The 16,140-nt window shown below is 69.4% G+C and carries 15 protein-coding genes; 13 read left to right on the top strand and 2 right to left on the bottom strand.

Going from position 1 to position 16,140, the window contains the following annotated elements; translation table 11 throughout:
* Positions 1 to 16: 16 nt before the first annotated feature.
* From bioF to bioC, 4 genes are read left to right on the top strand one after another with little or no spacing between them, the layout of a single operon-like run.
* Positions 17 to 1,240 carry an 8-amino-7-oxononanoate synthase gene (gene bioF, locus VG543_RS06945; protein ID WP_423178332.1) on the top strand — a complete coding sequence of 408 codons (1,224 nt, stop codon included), beginning with the start codon at positions 17 to 19 and terminating at the stop codon, positions 1,238 to 1,240.
* Between the two features lie 18 nt (positions 1,241 to 1,258).
* On the top strand, positions 1,259 to 2,038 hold the full coding sequence (gene bioH, locus VG543_RS06940) for a pimeloyl-ACP methyl ester esterase BioH (protein ID WP_423178333.1): 780 nt from the start codon (positions 1,259 to 1,261) through the stop codon (positions 2,036 to 2,038).
* 29 nt (positions 2,039 to 2,067) lie between these two features.
* Complete coding sequence (locus VG543_RS06935; protein ID WP_423178334.1) at positions 2,068 to 2,847, top strand: SDR family oxidoreductase; 780 nt, start codon at positions 2,068 to 2,070, stop codon at positions 2,845 to 2,847.
* 12 nt (positions 2,848 to 2,859) lie between these two features.
* Positions 2,860 to 3,744 (top strand): malonyl-ACP O-methyltransferase BioC, encoded by an 885-nt coding sequence (bioC, locus tag VG543_RS06930; RefSeq protein WP_010482174.1) that lies wholly within the window; start codon positions 2,860 to 2,862, stop codon positions 3,742 to 3,744.
* A gap of 113 nt (positions 3,745 to 3,857) precedes the next feature.
* Here bioC and VG543_RS06925 read toward each other — a convergent pair whose 3' ends face one another.
* Positions 3,858 to 4,502, bottom strand: coding sequence for a YdcF family protein (locus VG543_RS06925; protein WP_058979308.1), 645 nt, complete (start codon positions 4,500 to 4,502; stop codon positions 3,858 to 3,860).
* Complete coding sequence (locus VG543_RS06920; RefSeq protein ID WP_019661647.1) at positions 4,487 to 5,449, bottom strand: pyridoxal-phosphate dependent enzyme; 963 nt, start codon at positions 5,447 to 5,449, stop codon at positions 4,487 to 4,489. The genes VG543_RS06925 and VG543_RS06920 overlap by 16 nt, the downstream gene beginning before the upstream one ends.
* Positions 5,450 to 5,608: 159 nt before the next feature.
* Between VG543_RS06920 and VG543_RS06915 the strand changes: the two genes are divergently transcribed.
* The 9 genes from VG543_RS06915 to VG543_RS06875 all read left to right on the top strand — a co-directional run bounded on the left by VG543_RS06915 (position 5,609) and on the right by VG543_RS06875 (position 16,098).
* On the top strand, positions 5,609 to 6,088 hold the full coding sequence (locus VG543_RS06915) for a hypothetical protein (protein ID WP_019661648.1): 480 nt from the start codon (positions 5,609 to 5,611) through the stop codon (positions 6,086 to 6,088).
* A 548-nt stretch (positions 6,089 to 6,636) separates the two neighbouring features.
* Positions 6,637 to 8,526 (top strand): tRNA uridine-5-carboxymethylaminomethyl(34) synthesis enzyme MnmG, encoded by a 1,890-nt coding sequence (mnmG, locus tag VG543_RS06910; RefSeq protein WP_021203344.1) that lies wholly within the window; start codon positions 6,637 to 6,639, stop codon positions 8,524 to 8,526.
* A 168-nt stretch (positions 8,527 to 8,694) separates the two neighbouring features.
* Positions 8,695 to 9,225 carry a gamma carbonic anhydrase family protein gene (locus tag VG543_RS06905; protein ID WP_019661650.1) on the top strand — a complete coding sequence of 177 codons (531 nt, stop codon included), beginning with the start codon at positions 8,695 to 8,697 and terminating at the stop codon, positions 9,223 to 9,225.
* Between the two features lie 123 nt (positions 9,226 to 9,348).
* Positions 9,349 to 10,038 (top strand): RDD family protein, encoded by a 690-nt coding sequence (locus tag VG543_RS06900; RefSeq protein ID WP_423178335.1) that lies wholly within the window; start codon positions 9,349 to 9,351, stop codon positions 10,036 to 10,038.
* The gene (locus VG543_RS06895) at positions 10,035 to 11,027 is read left to right on the top strand and encodes a stage II sporulation protein M (protein ID WP_021203337.1); all 993 of its coding nucleotides are present in this window, start codon (positions 10,035 to 10,037) and stop codon (positions 11,025 to 11,027) included. Before VG543_RS06900 ends, VG543_RS06895 begins: the two co-directional genes overlap by 4 nt.
* Positions 11,017 to 12,639: a DUF4129 domain-containing protein gene (locus VG543_RS06890; protein ID WP_423178336.1), complete on the top strand. Its 1,623-nt coding sequence runs from the start codon at positions 11,017 to 11,019 to the stop codon at positions 12,637 to 12,639. The genes VG543_RS06895 and VG543_RS06890 overlap by 11 nt, the downstream gene beginning before the upstream one ends.
* Positions 12,636 to 13,820 (top strand): DUF4350 domain-containing protein, encoded by a 1,185-nt coding sequence (locus VG543_RS06885; RefSeq protein ID WP_423178337.1) that lies wholly within the window; start codon positions 12,636 to 12,638, stop codon positions 13,818 to 13,820. Before VG543_RS06890 ends, VG543_RS06885 begins: the two co-directional genes overlap by 4 nt.
* On the top strand, positions 13,817 to 14,803 hold the full coding sequence (locus VG543_RS06880) for an AAA family ATPase (protein ID WP_014648782.1): 987 nt from the start codon (positions 13,817 to 13,819) through the stop codon (positions 14,801 to 14,803). Before VG543_RS06885 ends, VG543_RS06880 begins: the two co-directional genes overlap by 4 nt.
* Complete coding sequence (locus VG543_RS06875) at positions 14,800 to 16,098, top strand: DUF58 domain-containing protein (protein ID WP_329842358.1); 1,299 nt, start codon at positions 14,800 to 14,802, stop codon at positions 16,096 to 16,098. Before VG543_RS06880 ends, VG543_RS06875 begins: the two co-directional genes overlap by 4 nt.
* Positions 16,099 to 16,140 lie beyond the last annotated feature (42 nt).

The raw sequence follows: 16,140 nt of genomic DNA, 5'->3' as shown, positions 1-16,140 counted from the left end.
GACGCATTCAGCCACCATGGCCCGCCCCGACCTGACCGCCCGCCTCCACGCCCAGCGCGCTCTGCGCGATGCCCAAGGCCGTCGCCGCCCGCGACGCACGGTCACCCGTCGTGATGGCGTGCGCCTGGAAGTGGACGGCCAGTGGCTGACCGGCTTCTGCAGCAACGACTACCTGGGCCTGGCCCAGCAGTTCAGCGTGGTCAACGCGCTGCAGGACGCCGCCGCACGCGAAGGCGCTGGCGCCGGTGCCTCGCACCTGGTCTGCGGCCATCATGCCCTGCATGAGGCGCTGGAACGCGAGGTGGCCGAGTGGCTTGGCTATCCGCGTGCGCTGCTGTTCGGCAGTGGCTTCGCCGCCAATCTGGCGGTGCAGCAGGCACTGCTGAGCGAAGAGAACGATGTCTGCGTACAGGACAAGCTCAACCACGCCAGCCTCCTTGATGCCACCCGGCTGGCCGGTGCGCGCCTGCGCCGCTACCCACACCTGGATGCGGAAGGCGCGATGCGCCAGCTCAAGCACGCGCCCGACGGCGCGGCAATGCTGGCCACCGATGGTGTCTTCAGCATGGACGGCGACATCGCACCGCTGCGTGCATTGTCGCTTGTGGCACGCCTGCAACAGGCGCTGTTCTATGTGGATGATGCGCACGGTGTAGGCGTGGTCGGTGATGGCCGTGGTGCCGTGGCCGCCGCCGGGCTGGGCGTGGACGATGTGCCGCTGCAGCTGGTCACGCTGGGCAAGGCACTGGGTGGTTCCGGCGCCTTGGTGCTCGGCCGCGACGACCTGATCGAACATCTGGCCGAAACCGCGCGCCCGTACATCTACACCACCGCCGTGCCACCGGCGACGGCCGCTGCGGCGCTTGAAGCGGTGCGCCTGGCGCGCCGCGACCACTGGCGTCGCACCAAGCTGACTGACCTGATCGCGCTGTTCCGTAGTGAAGCGCGTCGCCATGGCCTGGACCTGATGGCTTCGGAGACGCCGATACAACCGCTGCTGTGTGGTGACGATCACCGCGCCGTGGCGATGTCCAAGGCGCTGGAACAGGCCGGTTGGCTGGTCGGCGCGATCCGTCCGCCCACGGTGCCCGAAGGCAAGGCGCGCCTGCGCATCACACTATCCGCGCTGCATACGCCGGAACAGGTGCGCGGCCTGGTGGAGGCTCTCGCCAGCGCGCGCGATCGCGTGACCCTGGCGGTGCGTGACGCCGCGCCACCGCCGTTGCCTGTCTTTGCCTGAGCCTGCTGTCGTTTTCCCATGCATATCGACGTCACCGGCCAAGGGCCGGACCTGGTACTGATCCACGGCTGGGCCCTGCAGGGCGGTGTATTCGCGCCGCTGGTGCAGCGCCTGGCAGACCAGTTCACCCTGCACCTGGTCGACCTGCCCGGCCATGGCCACAGCCGCGACGACACCACGCCGCTGCGCCTGCCGTTCGTGGTCAGTGCCATTGCCGCGGCCACACCCCCGGCGGTGTGGTGCGGCTGGTCGCTGGGCGGTCTGTTCGCGCTGCACGCTGCCGCGACGCTGCCGAAGGTGCGCGGGCTGGCGATGATCGCGGCCACGCCACGCTTCGTGCGTGGCGAAGACTGGCCGCATGCAGTGGAACCGGCGGTGTTCGAGCAGTTCGGGCGCGAGCTGGCCACCGACTTCGGCGGCACCCTGGAACGCTTCCTCGCGCTGGACGTGATGGGCTCGGCACACGCCCGCGAGGAGCTGCGCATCCTGCGGCAGCGCCTGGTCGAGCGCGGTGCGCCCACCGAACGCGCCCTGCTGGAAGGCCTGCGCCTGCTCGAAAGCACCGATCTGCGCGGCGCGCTGCCGACGCTGGGCAAGCCCAGCCTGTGGATCGCCGGCCAGCGAGACCGCCTGGTGTCACCGGTCGCCATGCAGGCCGCTGCGGCGCTGGCCCCGGGCGCGCAGGCGCTGACGATCGCCCATGGTGGACATGCGCCTTTCCTCGGCCATGCCGATGAGGTGGCCGCCGCCCTGCAACACTTCGTTGCCGGCCTGTCACCGGCCGATGGCGGACAATGAGCCCCCTCCGAATTCCGCAGGATTGACGCATGGATCTGGGTATCAACGGCCGCTGGGCACTGGTCTGCGGCGCAAGCAAGGGGCTGGGCCTGGGCTGCGCGCGTGCGCTGGTGCGCGAGGGCGTCAACGTGGTGATCGTGGCTCGTGGCGAGGAGGCACTGCAGGTTGCCGCCGCAGGGCTGAGCGCCCTGCCCGGTGCCGGTGAGGTGCGCGCGGTCGCCGCCGACGTCACCACCGAGGCCGGCCGCACTGCGGCGCTGGCCGCCTGCCCGCAGGTGGACATCCTGGTCAACAATGCCGGTGGTCCGCCGCCCGGTGATTTCCGCAATTTCGAACGCGACGACTGGATTGCCGCGCTGGACGCCAACATGCTGGCGCCGATCGCGCTGATCCGCGCCACCGTCGACGCGATGATCGAGCGCGGCTTCGGCCGCATCGTCAACATCACCTCGTCGGCGGTGAAAGCCCCGATCGACATCCTGGCGTTGTCCAACGGCGCGCGCAGTGGCCTGACCGGTTTCGTCGCCGGCCTGTCGCGCCGCACCGTGGCCCACAACGTCACCATCAACAACCTGCTGCCCGGCCAGTTCGACACCGACCGCCTGCGCGCCAACTTCGCCCACAGTGCGGGCAAGGACGGCGATGCCGGCGAAGTCGCCGAACGCCGCCGCCAGCAGATTCCCGCCGGCCGCTTCGGCACGCCTGACGAATTCGGCGCCGCCTGCGCCTTCCTGTGCAGTGCACAGGCCGGTTACCTCACCGGACAGAACCTGCTGATCGACGGCGGCGCCTACCCCGGTACGTTCTAAGAGACTTTCGCAATGCCGTCCCACTTCGATGCCCGCCATGTCCGCCGCGCGTTCGCGCGTGCCGCCAGCAGCTATGACGCCGCTGCCGCCCTGCAGCGCGAGGTGCAGTCGCGGCTGATCGAATCGCTGGACTACCTGGAGGCACGCAAGCCCGAGGTGGTGCTGGACATCGGTGCCGGCACCGGCCATGCAAGTGCGTTGATGAAGAAGCGCTGGCCGAAGGCGCAGGTGATCGCGCTGGACGTGGCGCTGCCGATGCTGGACCAGGCCAAGCGCCAGGCCGGCTGGTGGAAGCCGTTCCAGCGCCTGTGCGGCGACGCCGCCGCATTGCCGTTGGCGGACAACAGCGTGGATGTGATCTTCAGCAACCTGTGCCTGCAGTGGGTGGACGACCTGCCGGCGGTGTTCGCAGGCTTCCGTCGCGTGCTCAAGCCCGGTGGCCTGCTGCTGTGTTCCACCTTCGGCCCGGAAACCCTGATCGAACTCAACGAAGCCTTCGCGGCCGCCGATGACCGCCCGCACGTGAGCCGCTTTGCACAGATCGCCCAGTTCGGCGATGCGTTGATGATGGCGGGCTTCCGCGACCCGGTGCTGGACCGCGATCTGTTCACCCTGACCTACGACGACCTGCCCTCGTTGATGCGCGAACTGCGCGCGATGGGCGCGACCAACGCGCGGGTGGACCGCCGCCACACACTGACCGGGCGTAGCCGTTTCGCGGCGGCGGCAGCGGCGTATGAACCGATGCGGCGCGCCGACGGCAAGCTGCCCAGCAGCTGGGAAGTGATCTATGCCCATGCCTGGGCACCGGACCCCGGCGCACCAATCCGCGAAGGCGGGCATGACGTGGCCTCGGTGCCGGTGTCGGCGATTCCGATCCGGCGCAAGCAGACCTGATCGAAAGCCGCCGGGCATGGCCCGGCGCTACCGGGCGCGCGATAGGGGCCGCGCCGGGTGCACCCATGGTAGCGCCGGGCCATGCCCGGCGAGCGCAGCGGCGCGGCAGCCGCTCAGGTATTGGCCGGCGAACTCAGCGGCGGGCGCACCAGATCACGGTGGAAGAAGTAGATCTCCTGCACCAGGAAACGCCAGCTGGTGTGGAAGCTGCGGAAGCGCGTGCTGGGCGTGGACGAGGCCAGCGCATCAATGCCCAGTGCCTTGCTCAGTCGCAGCGCGCGCGCCATGTGCAGCGGGTCGCTGACGATGATCACCCGGTGCAGGTCGCGCTGGTCCATCAGTCGCTTGGCTTCGACCAGGTTCTGCACGGTGTTGCGCGACGCGGTCTCGATCAGGATCGCATCGTCCGGCACGCCATGCTTCAGCGCATAGCGCCGCGCCACCTGCGATTCGGAGAAGCGCGCACCGGTGCCACCGTAGCCGCCGGTGAAGATCAGCAGTGGCGCGTACTGGGCTTCATAGAGATCCAGGCCATGACGGATGCGTTCTTCGAACACCGGTGACGGCTTGGCGTCATAGGCCGCCGCACCGAGCACGATGATGGCGTCGGCCTTGGCGGCCTGGTCGCGCTCACCCACCCAGACGATCCAGGCGGTCACGCCCAGCAGCCAGACCACCAGCAGCACGAACAGCCGCCACAGCCAGCCCAGCAGGCCGGTGCGGGGCCGGTGCCGGTCGCGGCTCATGGCGCGCCCCAGCGCAGCGCAGGCAGGTCGACATTGCCACCAGACAGCACCAGGCCCACGCGCAGGCCGGCGAAGCGCTGTGGCTGTGCCAGCACGGCAGCGAGCACGGTGGCCGACGACGGCTCGACCACCTGCTTGAGCACCTCCCACAGCAGGCGCATCGCCGCCATCGTCGCGGTGTCATCAACCACGATCACCTCGGCACCTGCCGCGCGCAGCAGTTCGAAATTCGGCGCGCCGATCAGGGTACGCAGTCCATCGCAGATCGTGTCCGGGGCGAACGCGCCCTGGCGCTCGCCAGCGGCCAGCGAGCGCGCGGTATCGTCGGCTCCGGCTGGCTCGGCCAGCACCAGGCGGGTCTGCGGGCTGGCGTGCTGCAGGGCCAGCGCGGTGCCGCTGGCCAGGCCACCGCCGCCGACCGGCACGACCAGCACGTCGAACGGGCCGTCGCTGTGCAGCAGCTCCAGCGCGGCGGTGCCCTGCCCCGCCATCACCGCCGGGTCGGTGTATGGATGGACGAGAGTCGCGCCGGTATCGGCCTGCACTTTGGCGCAGGCGGCCTCACGATCGGCGGTGGTCGGCGGGCAGCGCCAGAGGGTGGCGCCATGGCGCGCGATGTTGGCCAGCTTGGCCGCCACCGCGCCTTCCGGCACCACCACGTGACAGGGAATGCCACGCGTGCGCGCGGCCAGCGCCAAGGCGGCGCCGTGGTTGCCGGAGGAGTGCGTGACCACGCCTGCACTGGCGCGATCGGCCTCCAGCGCCCACACCGCGTTGCAGGCACCACGGAACTTGAATGCGCCGCCGCGCTGCAGGTGCTCGGCCTTGAACGCGAGTTGCGCGCCGGCCAGCGCATCAAGCATGCGCGAGCGCAGTACCGGGGTCACGCTGGCATGCGGGGCAATCCTCGCCGCAGCAAGCAGGACGTCATCGGCGCGGGGCAACAGTGAATCGCTCATGACGCAAGATTAACGTATGGCTTCGCGCTGGCGACCGGGGCGCAGGTCATGCCAGCATGCAGGCCTACGCCTCCATTCATCCTGGCCGGCAGAATTAAGGGCCGATTCAACGCTGGCGCCCGAAGCTGACTGCACACCCGTCCTCTGGGGGGACCCACCATGAAAATGCGCCTGATGCTTGCCGGTGGCCTGTTGCTGGCCCTGACCGGCTGCACCACCTACGACTATGTCGGCGGCGGCCGCAGCGGCAGCTACTACCACGGTGCGCCGTCGGTGGAGTACCGCTACCCGGCCGGCTATCCCTACAACTACGGCCCCTACTACGGTGGCTATGGCGGCTACTACGGCGGCTACGGCAACCCGTATTACTCGCGCCCGATCTACCGCCCGCCGCACAACCATCGCCCGCCGCCGCGCCCGGGCAATGGTGGCGAGCACCGTCCGCCGCCGCCGTCGCGACCGTCGTACAACGGTGGTTCGCCGTGGCGGAACATGGACTCGATGCGCCGCCCGCCGCAGTCGAACGCACAGCCGCCGGCGCCCCAGGCCCGTCCGGCACCGGCACCGAGTGCGCCGAGGATGAACGGTTCCCCCTGGCGCAACATGGATCGTGCGACGCAGCGCACAGTTGAGCGCTGAACCGTCTTGCATTTCACACGGTCCAAGCCGCACTCTACGCGGACAGTGACGGCCCACGTCACAAAGTGACAAAAACGACACGGGCCGCCGCAAAAAGCTCTACGTCGATATCCGACAGGAACATCTGGATCCCCCCTGTTCCGGCCCTGTCGGATGTCGGCACCTCTGAAGGCAGACGGCCCCGCAATGCGGGGCCGTTTGTTTTGTCAGGTCGCCAACCGGCGAAAGCCCCAGCTTCAGTAGATCCACGCCATGCGTGGATGGCGCCTTCCCGACAGCCCCAAAAAAACAGGGCCGGACAGTCCCCCGACTGCCGGCCCTCTGCTCCCCCACCGTGCGCCTGTACCGGCCCCTGTTCCAATTCCGGTCACGGGCGCCTACGGCGCCAGCCACGATGGGTGCTATTGGGTTATCTGCAAAAATCCTGCCAACTTTAGGGCCGATTTCGCCGCCAACTGGCCGGCGCCGGCGTCCGGACCCCGAATGGCGCTAAAATCGCCACCCCGGCGCCGCCCCCGGCCGCGCCTGCCCCAAGCTGAACAGCCCCCATGAACCCGTCCTTCCATCGTTACGACGTCATCGTCATCGGCGGTGGCCACGCCGGCACCGAAGCCGCGCTGGCCGCGGCCCGCACCGGCGTGCGCACCCTGCTGCTGACCCACAACATCGAAACCGTGGGTGCGATGAGCTGCAACCCGGCCATCGGCGGCATCGGCAAGGGCCACCTGGTCAAGGAAATCGACGCGCTCGGCGGTGCGATGGCGCATGCCGCCGACCGCGCCGGCATCCAGTGGCGCACCCTCAACGCCTCCAAGGGCCCGGCCGTGCGCGCCACCCGCTGCCAGGCCGACCGCAACCTGTACCGCATGGCGATCCGCGCCATCGTCGAAGGCCAGGCCAACCTGACCGTGTTCCAGGCGGCCGTCGATGACCTGGTCATCGAAGGCGATGCCGTGCGCGGGGTCATCACCCAGACCGGCCTGCGCTTCGACGCCGAGGCCGTGGTGCTGACCGCCGGCACCTTCCTGGCCGGCAAGATCCATGTCGGCCCGACCCAGTACGCCGCCGGCCGCATGGGCGACCCGCCGGCCACCACGCTGGCCGCGCGCCTGCGCGAGCGCCCGTTCCAGGTGGACCGCCTGAAGACCGGCACGCCGCCGCGCATCGACGGCCGCTCGCTGGACTACAGCGTGATGGATGAGCAGCCCGGCGACTCGCCGCGCCCGGTGATGTCCTTCCTCGGTTCGGTGGACGAGCATCCGCAGCAGGTCAGCTGCTGGATCACCCACACCACCGAACAGACCCACCAGATCATCCGCGACGCGCTGCACCGCTCACCGCTGTACAGCGGCCAGATCGAGGGCATCGGCCCGCGCTACTGCCCGTCCATCGAGGACAAGGTGGTGCGCTTTGCCGAGAAGGCCAGCCACCAGATCTTCGTCGAACCCGAAGGCCTGGGCATCGTCGAGATCTACCCCAACGGCATCTCCACCTCGCTGCCGTTCGACGTGCAGCTGGAGATGGTGCGCAGCATCCGCGGTTTCGGCAACGCGCATATCACCCGCCCGGGCTACGCGATCGAGTACGACTTCTTTGATCCACGCGGGTTGAAGGCTTCGCTGGAAACCAAGCTGGTCAACGGCCTGTTCTTCGCCGGCCAGATCAACGGCACCACCGGCTATGAAGAAGCCGCCGCGCAAGGCCTGTTGGCCGGCCTCAACGCTGCACGCCAGGTGCGCGGGCTGGACGGCTGGTGCCCGCGCCGCGACGAGGCGTACCTGGGCGTGCTGGTGGATGACCTGATCACTCACGGTACCAACGAGCCCTACCGCATGTTCACCAGCCGCGCCGAGTACCGCCTGCAGCTGCGCGAGGACAATGCCGACCAGCGCCTGACGCCGGCCGGCCGCGAGATGGGCCTGGTGGATGACCGCCGCTGGAACGCGTTCGAGACCAAGCAGGCCGCTGTTGCTGCCGAACGCGCACGCTTGGGCGCGCTGTGGGCAACCCCGGCCAATGCGCTGGGCCGCGAAGTGCAGGACACGCTGGGTGTGGCGGTCAGCCGCGAGACCAGCGTGCTGGACCTGATCAAGCGCCCCGAGCTGGACTACGCGCAGCTTATGCAGGTGCCGTCGCTGGGCCCGGCGGTGGCCGACGCCAAGGTGGCCGAGCAGGTGGAGATCGGCGTGAAGTACGCCGGCTACCTGGACCGCCAGCGCGAGGAGATCGAGCGCCAGCAGCGGCATGAAGCCACGCCGATCGCCGAAGCCTTCGATTACGCGGCGGTGCGCGGGCTGTCGGCCGAAGCGCTGCAGAAGCTGGAGCGCGTGCGCCCGCAGACCATCGGCCAGGCGCAGCGCATTCCGGGCATGACCCCCGCGGCAATCTCGCTGCTGCTGGTGCACCTGGAGCGTGCACGCCGCGGCCGCGTGGCGTAACGCGGGATCGGTGGATGCCATCCACCAATGCGGCGCGCGATCCGTTCTGGCAGGTGTCGACCTTGGTCGACACGGATGCATGAGGCATTCCGGCAGTTGCGGGTGGCGGGGTCGCCATTGGCCGAGCGGGTATCATCGTCGCGGACGCCCTGATTTCCGGAGACATCGATGAACCCGCTGCGCCCCTTCCGCGACAAGATGCCCGTCCTCGGCGAGCGCGTGTACATCGACCCGTCGTGCACGATCATCGGTGACGTGGAGCTGGGCGAGGACGTCTCGGTGTGGCCGGGCACGATCATCCGCGGTGACGTCAACTACGTGCGCATCGGCGCACGCACCAACGTGCAGGACGGCACCATCATCCACGTCAGCCACCACAGCCCCTACAACAAGGCCGGCTACCCGACCCTGATCGGCGAAGGCGTGACCGTCGGCCACGGCTGCATCATCCACGCCTGCACCATCGGTGATTACAGCCTGATCGGCATGGGTGCCTGCATCCTCGACGGCGCGCGGGTCGAGCGCCATGGCTTCGTCGGCGCCGGTGCCGTGGTCGGCCCGGGCAAGGTGGTCGGCGAAGGCGAGCTGTGGGTGGGCAACCCGGCACGCCCGGCACGCACGCTGAGCGACAAGGAAATCGAGGCGCTGCATTACTCGGCCGACCACTACGTGCGGCTGAAGGACGAATACCTGGGCTGAGCGCCCAACGCCGCCATGCGGCTCTGCTAAAGTCTGGGCCCGACCAGGACCTGTCGAGACCCCCATGCCTGTGGCTGCCTGCCGGAGAGGACTCCGGCGCCCACGACGAAGGCCATCACGCTGATGGCCGCACCGATGCTCGATACCTACCGCGAGGTGGTAACGCCGGAGGGTGTGCCGCTGCAGTTGCCTGCAGCCGGCCCGGTACCGAGGGCGATGGCCTGGCTGGTCGATCTCGGCGTGCGCATCGCGGCACTGGTGCTGATGTCGATTCCGCTGGCACTGCTGGACCAGTTCGGTTCCGGCCTCTACCTGGTGCTGATGTTCCTGGTCTACTGGGCCTACCCGATCGTCTGCGAAGCAATGTGGGGACGCACCCTGGGCAAGCGTGCGCTGGGGCTGCGCGTGCTGTCCCGCGATGGCGCGCCGGCAGGCTGGATGGCGGCGATCACCCGCAACCTGCTGCGCACGGTGGACATGCTGCCCTTCGGCTATGCGCTGGGCCTGATCAGCAGCCTGTTCGATCCGCATGGCCGCCGTCTGGGCGACCTGGTGGCAGGCACTGTGGTGGTGCATGCACCCGCGCTGTACCTGCCACCGCCGCCGACCATCGGCAGCGTGCTGGCCCCGCCGCAGCCCCTGCGACCAGAGGAACAGGCCGCGCTGATGGCCTTCGCCGAGCGCGCGCCACGCTTGTCGGCGGCGCGCCAGCAGGAGCTGGCCGGTATTGCCGAGCCACTGACCGGCACCCACGGCCAGGTCGGCGTGTTGCGCCTGTATGCGATGGCCAACTGGCTGCTGGGGCGGCGATGAAACAGGAGCAGTTCGTCGCCCGCTACCAGCAGGAATGGCAGGATCTGGAGCAGTGGCTGCTGCTGCGTGCCGGCGCCTCACGCCGCACGCGCCGCAAGGCCAGCGGCCTGGCACTGGACGACACTACCTTCCCGCAGCGCTACCGGCGGCTGTGCCAGCAGCTGGCGCTGGCCCGCGAGCGCGGCTACAGCCCGCAGCTGGTGCAACGCCTGCAGCAGCTGATGCAGCAGGGCCACAGCGTGCTGTACCGCACGCCGCCAACGCGCTGGCGGCGTGCCCTGGAGTTCCTGGTGGCCGATTTTCCGCTGCTGGTGCGCAGCCAGGCGCGCAGCATGTGGGCGGCGCTGGCGATGTTCGCGCTGCCGGCGGTGGCCTGCTTCGTGCTGGTGCAGGTCTATCCGGACCTGATCCACATGCTGATGGACAACCGCCAGATCGCAGAAATGGAGCGCATGTACGATCCCGCCGCCGAGCGCCTGGGGCGTGACAGCGGCACCGACTGGATGATGTTCGGCCACTACATCATGAACAACATCAGCATCGCCCTGCGCGCCTTCGCCAGCGGGCTGCTGGCCGGGCTGGGCACGCTGCTGGTGCTGCTGTTCAACGGCGTGATCATCGGTTCAGTGGCAGGCCACCTGCAGCACATCGGCCATGGCGACCCGTTCTGGCGCTTCGTGGTCGGCCACGGCGCCTTCGAGCTGACTGCGATCGTGATCGCTGGCGGTGCCGGCCTGCAGCTGGGCATGAAGCTGCTGGCACCGGGCCGGCGCAGCCGCCTGGATGCACTGGTCGACGGCGGCCGCATCGGCGCGCGGCTGTGCCTCGGCGTCGCCTTCATGCTGTTGGTGGCCGCCTTCATCGAAGCCTTCTGGTCATCGATCGCCGAAGTACCTGCATGGGGCAAGTTCAGCGTGGCCGGTGTGTTGTGGGCCGGCGTGCTGCTGTGGCTGTGGCGCGGCGGACGTGGAGCTGGCCATGCGCATTGACCACCTGGACGTGGCGCTGCGTGCCCGCAGTGGCTGGGAAGCGATGGAGCTGGGCACCGCGCTGTCCCGCCGTCACGCGCGCGCGCTGTGGGGCAGCTGGCTGCTGGCCAGTGCACCGCTGTTCGTGGTCTTCAACGCGCTGGGCTGGTGGCTGGATGCCTTCGGCTGGGCCTGGCTGGCGATGTGGTGGTGCAAACCGCTGTTCGAACGTGCGCCGCTGTATGTGCTGTCGCGCGGCATCTTCGGTGAACCAGTCGGCACGCTGGCCGCGCTGCGTGCGCAACGTCACTGGGGCAACAGCGGCTTCTGGGGCTACCTGGGTTGGCGCCGCTTCAGCGTACTGCGCAGCCTGTGCCTGCCGGTGAACCTGCTGGAAGGCAACACACCAGACCAGCGCGGCCCACGCCGCCGTGCGGTGGTCGCCGGGGCTGCAGGCGCGGCACTGGTGCTGACCGTGAGCTGCATGGCCTTCGAAGTGGTACTGGTATCCGGCGCGATCGGCGCGGTGTTCATGTTCATGCCACTGGAGCTGATGTCCGAATCATGGCGCGCCGCATGGGACATGATCGGCCAGGACACACCCGCATGGGCACGGCTGGGCTTCAACCTGGCGTGCTGGCTGGCCTCGGTGCTGATCGGCCCGTTCTTCGTCGGTGCGGGCTTTGGCCTGTACTTGAACCGGCGCACGCAGATGGAAGCCTGGGATGTGGAGATCGCCCTGCGCCGCCTGCGCGAGCGGCTGCTGCCGGCGGCATCGACGCTGGCCCTGCTGCTGTGCCTGGCACTGCCGCTGGTCCCCGCACCGGTGCATGCGCAGGACACAGACGCCGAGCCCGAACGAACCATGGGCAAGCCCAACGACCGTGGCATCGACGCCGAGGAAAGCGACGGAGCACCGACCATCGACCCGGCCAACACCCCGGCAACGATCTTCGGCGGTACGCCGGTGGACACCGCCGGTTTCCGTCAGGCAGTGAACCGCGCCTATGAAGACCCGCTGCAGCGCCCGACCCGCCAGGTCACCCGCTGGAAGCCGATCGAACAGGCCGAGGAAGAGAAGAAGGAAGACAAGCAGCTGCAGCGTGACACCAACAGCAACGGTGAACGCAAAGCACGCAAGGACGGCATCGCCTGGCTGGCGCGGCTGGCCGAATGGGGCCTGTGGGGGCTGCTCGGCGTCCTGCTGCTGGTGCTGCTGCTGACCGCACGGCTGTGGCTGCCGTGGCTGCGGGGCAGCGGCCGACGCAAGGCCGAGGCCGCACCGCCGGTGGTGGAGGAACAGGTGGAGTTGCCGGTGGTGCTGCCGCCGGACGTGGCCACCCAGGCCGGCCTGCTCTGGGACCAGGGCCGGCCGCGGCAGGCGCTGGCCCTTCTGTACCGCGCCAGCGTGCGCACGGTGGGCGAGCGCAGCGGTATCGCGCTTCCACCCGGTGCCACCGAAGCGCAATGCCTGCGCGCGTCGCGGCGCATGCCCGAGGCCAGCGACCGTGACCTGTTCGCGCGCATCGTGCGCATGTGGCAGTACGCCGCCTACGGTGGCCGCCTGCCCAGCCGCGCCGATTTCGATGCGATGGCCGATGCCCTGCGCCAGCAGTACGGGTGGCAGGCATGAGTCCGCGCCTGTTCTGGTCGCTGCTGCTCGGTGCATTGGTGCTGCTCGGCGTACCGCTGGCGATCCTCTACCTGCGCACGCACGAGCGGGTAACCGAGACCATCCGGCTGCCGCCACGGGGCGAGGCGGCCTACAACCCGCTGTACGTGCTCGGCCAGGCCCTGCGCGCTGATGGCATCGCCGTGCACTCGCGGCCGCGGCTGGACCTGCAGCAGATGGCGCTGGGTCCGCACGACACGGTGGTGGTGCTGCAGGACAGCAGCGAACTGCCGGCGCCCGTTGCCAGCGCGCTGCTGGACTGGGTCGACCGTGGCGGCCACCTGCTTGTACGTACACCGCCGCCGGTCGAGGACGATGCCGGCAGCACGCAGGGCCCCCTGCTGGACCGGCTGGGCGTGGACAGCCTGTTCCAGCGCAGCGATTGCCAGCCGTTCCATGTCGACGACGATCCTGGCCACGTTGAATTCTGTGCTGGCCGCCGCTTCACCCTGGGTTTTGCCGCCAATGCGCAGGCCGAACGCCGCTGGGGCGGTGACCGTGACCTGGTGTTCGCGCGCCTGCGCCATGGCCAGGGCAAAGTGAGCGTGCTGGCGGACATGGAGTTCCTGCGCGGTGATGTCGACTCGCCTGCCGCGCGCCTGGCCGCGGCCGCCGGCGGTGCCAGCGATGGCCTGCACGACAAGGCTCACCGCGACCTGACCCGCTATCTGCTCGATCCGAACTACGGCAAGGGTGCGGTCTGGCTGATCTATGCCAGCCGTCCACCGTCGCTGTGGTCGCGCCTGTTCTACCAGGGCTGGCCGCTGTGGGCGCCGCTGCTGCTGGCCCTGCTGGGCTGGTTGTGGGCCCGCTCGCAACGCTTCGGCAGCCTGCTGCCGTCACCGGTACTGGAACGCCGTTCGCTGCTGGAACACGTGCACGCCAGTGGTGAATTGCTGCTGCGTTTCGGCCACGGTACGCGCCTGTACGAGGCCGTTCTCGCCCTGTTCGTGCACCGCCTGCGCCTGCGCGCACCGGTGGCTGCCGCACTGGATGGTGCGCCACGCGAACAGGCCATCGCCGAACTGCTGAAGTGGCCGCAAGGCCGTGTTGCCGCCGCACTGACGCCACCTCCGCCGCACGATTCCTCCGCCCTGCGCGAGCGTATCCGCTTGCTGCTCCAGATGAGATCCCTGCTATGACCGAAGTCCCCGAGCTGCCGGCGGCCGCCAACGCCCGCCTGATCGAACGCGTCGATGCCATCCGCACCGCCGTTGGACACGCCTTCATCGGCCAGGCCGATGTACTGGACCAGATCCTGGTGGCGCTGCTGGCCGGTGGCCACGTGCTGATCGAGGGCGTGCCCGGGCTGGGCAAGACCCTGCTGGTGCGTGCACTGGCACAGGCCCTGGAGCTGGACTACGGGCGCGTGCAGTTCACCCCCGACCTGATGCCCAGCGACGTCAGTGGCCACGCGGTGTACGACCCGAAGAGCGAGAGCTTCAAGATCCGCCGCGGCCCGGTGTTCACCAACCTGCTGCTGGCCGACGAGATCAACCGTGCCCCGGCCAAGACCCAGTCGGCCCTGCTGGAAGTAATGCAGGAAGGCCAGGTGACCATTGAGGGCAAGGCCTTCACCCTGGCGCCGCCCTTCATGGCGCTGGCCACGCAGAACCCGCTGGAGCAGGAAGGCACCTACCCGCTGCCGGAAGCACAGCTGGACCGCTTCCTGCTGAAGGTGCTGATCGACTACCCCCAGCTGGAGGACGAGAAGCGCATGGTGACCGCGATCACCAGCGGCCGCGCTGCCAGCGATTTCGACCTGAGCCAGGTGCCGCGTGTGCTCGGTGCCGGCGAGCTGCTGGAACTGCAGCGTGCCACTGCGGCGATCACCGTCGATGACGAGGTGATCGACTACGCGGTGCGCATCGTCGCCGCCACCCGGCAGTGGCCGGGCATCGCCGTCGGCGCCGGTCCGCGCGGCAGCATCGCGCTGGTGCGTGCCTCGCGCGCACAGGCGGTGCTGGCCGGCCGCGACTTCGTCACGCCGGACGACGTGCGCGACATCGCCCGCCCGGCGCTGCGGCACCGCATCGCGCTGGCCCCGGAACTGCAGATCGAAGGCCAGGACGCCGACGATGTGCTGGGTGCACTGCTGGCCAAGGTGGAAGCGCCGCGCCGATGAGGCCGGCTCCGCTGCTGCTGGCGCTGCTGCTGGCCTGGGCCGCTCTGGGCGGGCTGGTGCTGGGCGGATGGCTGCCGCGCTGGAGCTGGGCACTGGCGGCCGTGGCCATCGCGTTGCCCGCCCTGTGGGACCTGTGGCGGCAGTGGCGGCGTCCGTCGCCGCAGGTGCAGCGCGAGCTGCCCGAAGCGCTGGCACTGGGCGTGCGCCGCGAGGCGGCGTTGCGTGTGCAGGCCGAGCAATCGATGACGGTGCAGGTGTTCGACCTGGTGCCCGGCGGCTGGCCGCTGGAAGCGCTGCCGCAGCGCGTGAGCCTGCAGGCCGGTACGGCGTCCACCCTGCACTACCACCTGCAGCCGCTGCAGCGTGGGCACTTCCGCTTCGAGGGGGTGCACCTGCGCATGCGCTCGCCGTGGCGCCTGTGGTGGCAGCAACGCACGCTGCCGCCGGCGCTGGAGGTGCGGGTCTATCCGAACTTCGTGCCGCTCACCCGCTTCGCATTGTTCAGTGCCGACCAGGCCTCGCGGCTGGTCGGTGCGCACGTGAAGCGCCGCCGTGGCGAAGGCACCGACTTCCACCAGATGCGCGAGTACCGCATCGGCGACAGCCTGCGCCAGCTGGACTGGAAGGCCACCGCACGTGCGCGCAAGCTGATCTCGCGCGAGTACCAGGACGAGAAGAACCAGCAGTTGCTGCTGATGCTCGACAGTGGCCGACGCATGCTGGCCAGCGAAGGCGGACTCTCGCACTTCGACCATGCCTTGAATGCCTCGCTGGTGGTGGCCTACCTGGCGCTGCGCCAGGGTGATGCCGCCGGCCTGTACGCTGCCGGGGGCGAACGCCGCTGGGTAGCACCACAGCGCGGCATGGGCACGGTCGAGCACCTGCTGCGCGCCAGCTACGACCTGCAGCCGCGCGCGGTGGCCACCGACTACCTGGCTGCGGCCACCGAAGTATCGCTGCGCCAGCGCCGGCGTGCGCTGGTGATGCTGGTCAGCAATGTGCGCGACGAGGACATCGAAGACCTGCTGGCGGCGGTGCGCCTGCTGCAGCGGCGCCACCTGGTATGCGTGGCCAGCCTGCGCGAGCGCGAGCTGGATGGCGCGCTGGAGGGTGACGTGCAGACCCTGGAAGACGCCACCCAGGCCGGTGCCGCCGCGCTGTACCTGCAGCAGCGCGCGAAGGCGCACGAGGCACTGCGCAGCGAGAAGGTGATGGTGCTGGACGTGACCGCCGACGCCCTGCCCGGCGCGCTGGTGGAGCGCTACCTGGCGGTGAAGCGCGAAGGGTTGCTCTGAGCCGAGCGTAGGCTCGGCTCTACACGAATCGGGTTGTCTGTA

The organism is Stenotrophomonas sp. CASM101, assembly GCF_049384845.1.
GTDB classification, from domain to species: Bacteria; Pseudomonadota; Gammaproteobacteria; order Xanthomonadales; family Xanthomonadaceae; genus Stenotrophomonas; species Stenotrophomonas hibiscicola.
Note: the sequence above shows the minus strand (reverse complement) of the source record. Positions and strands in the feature narration are given on the sequence as shown.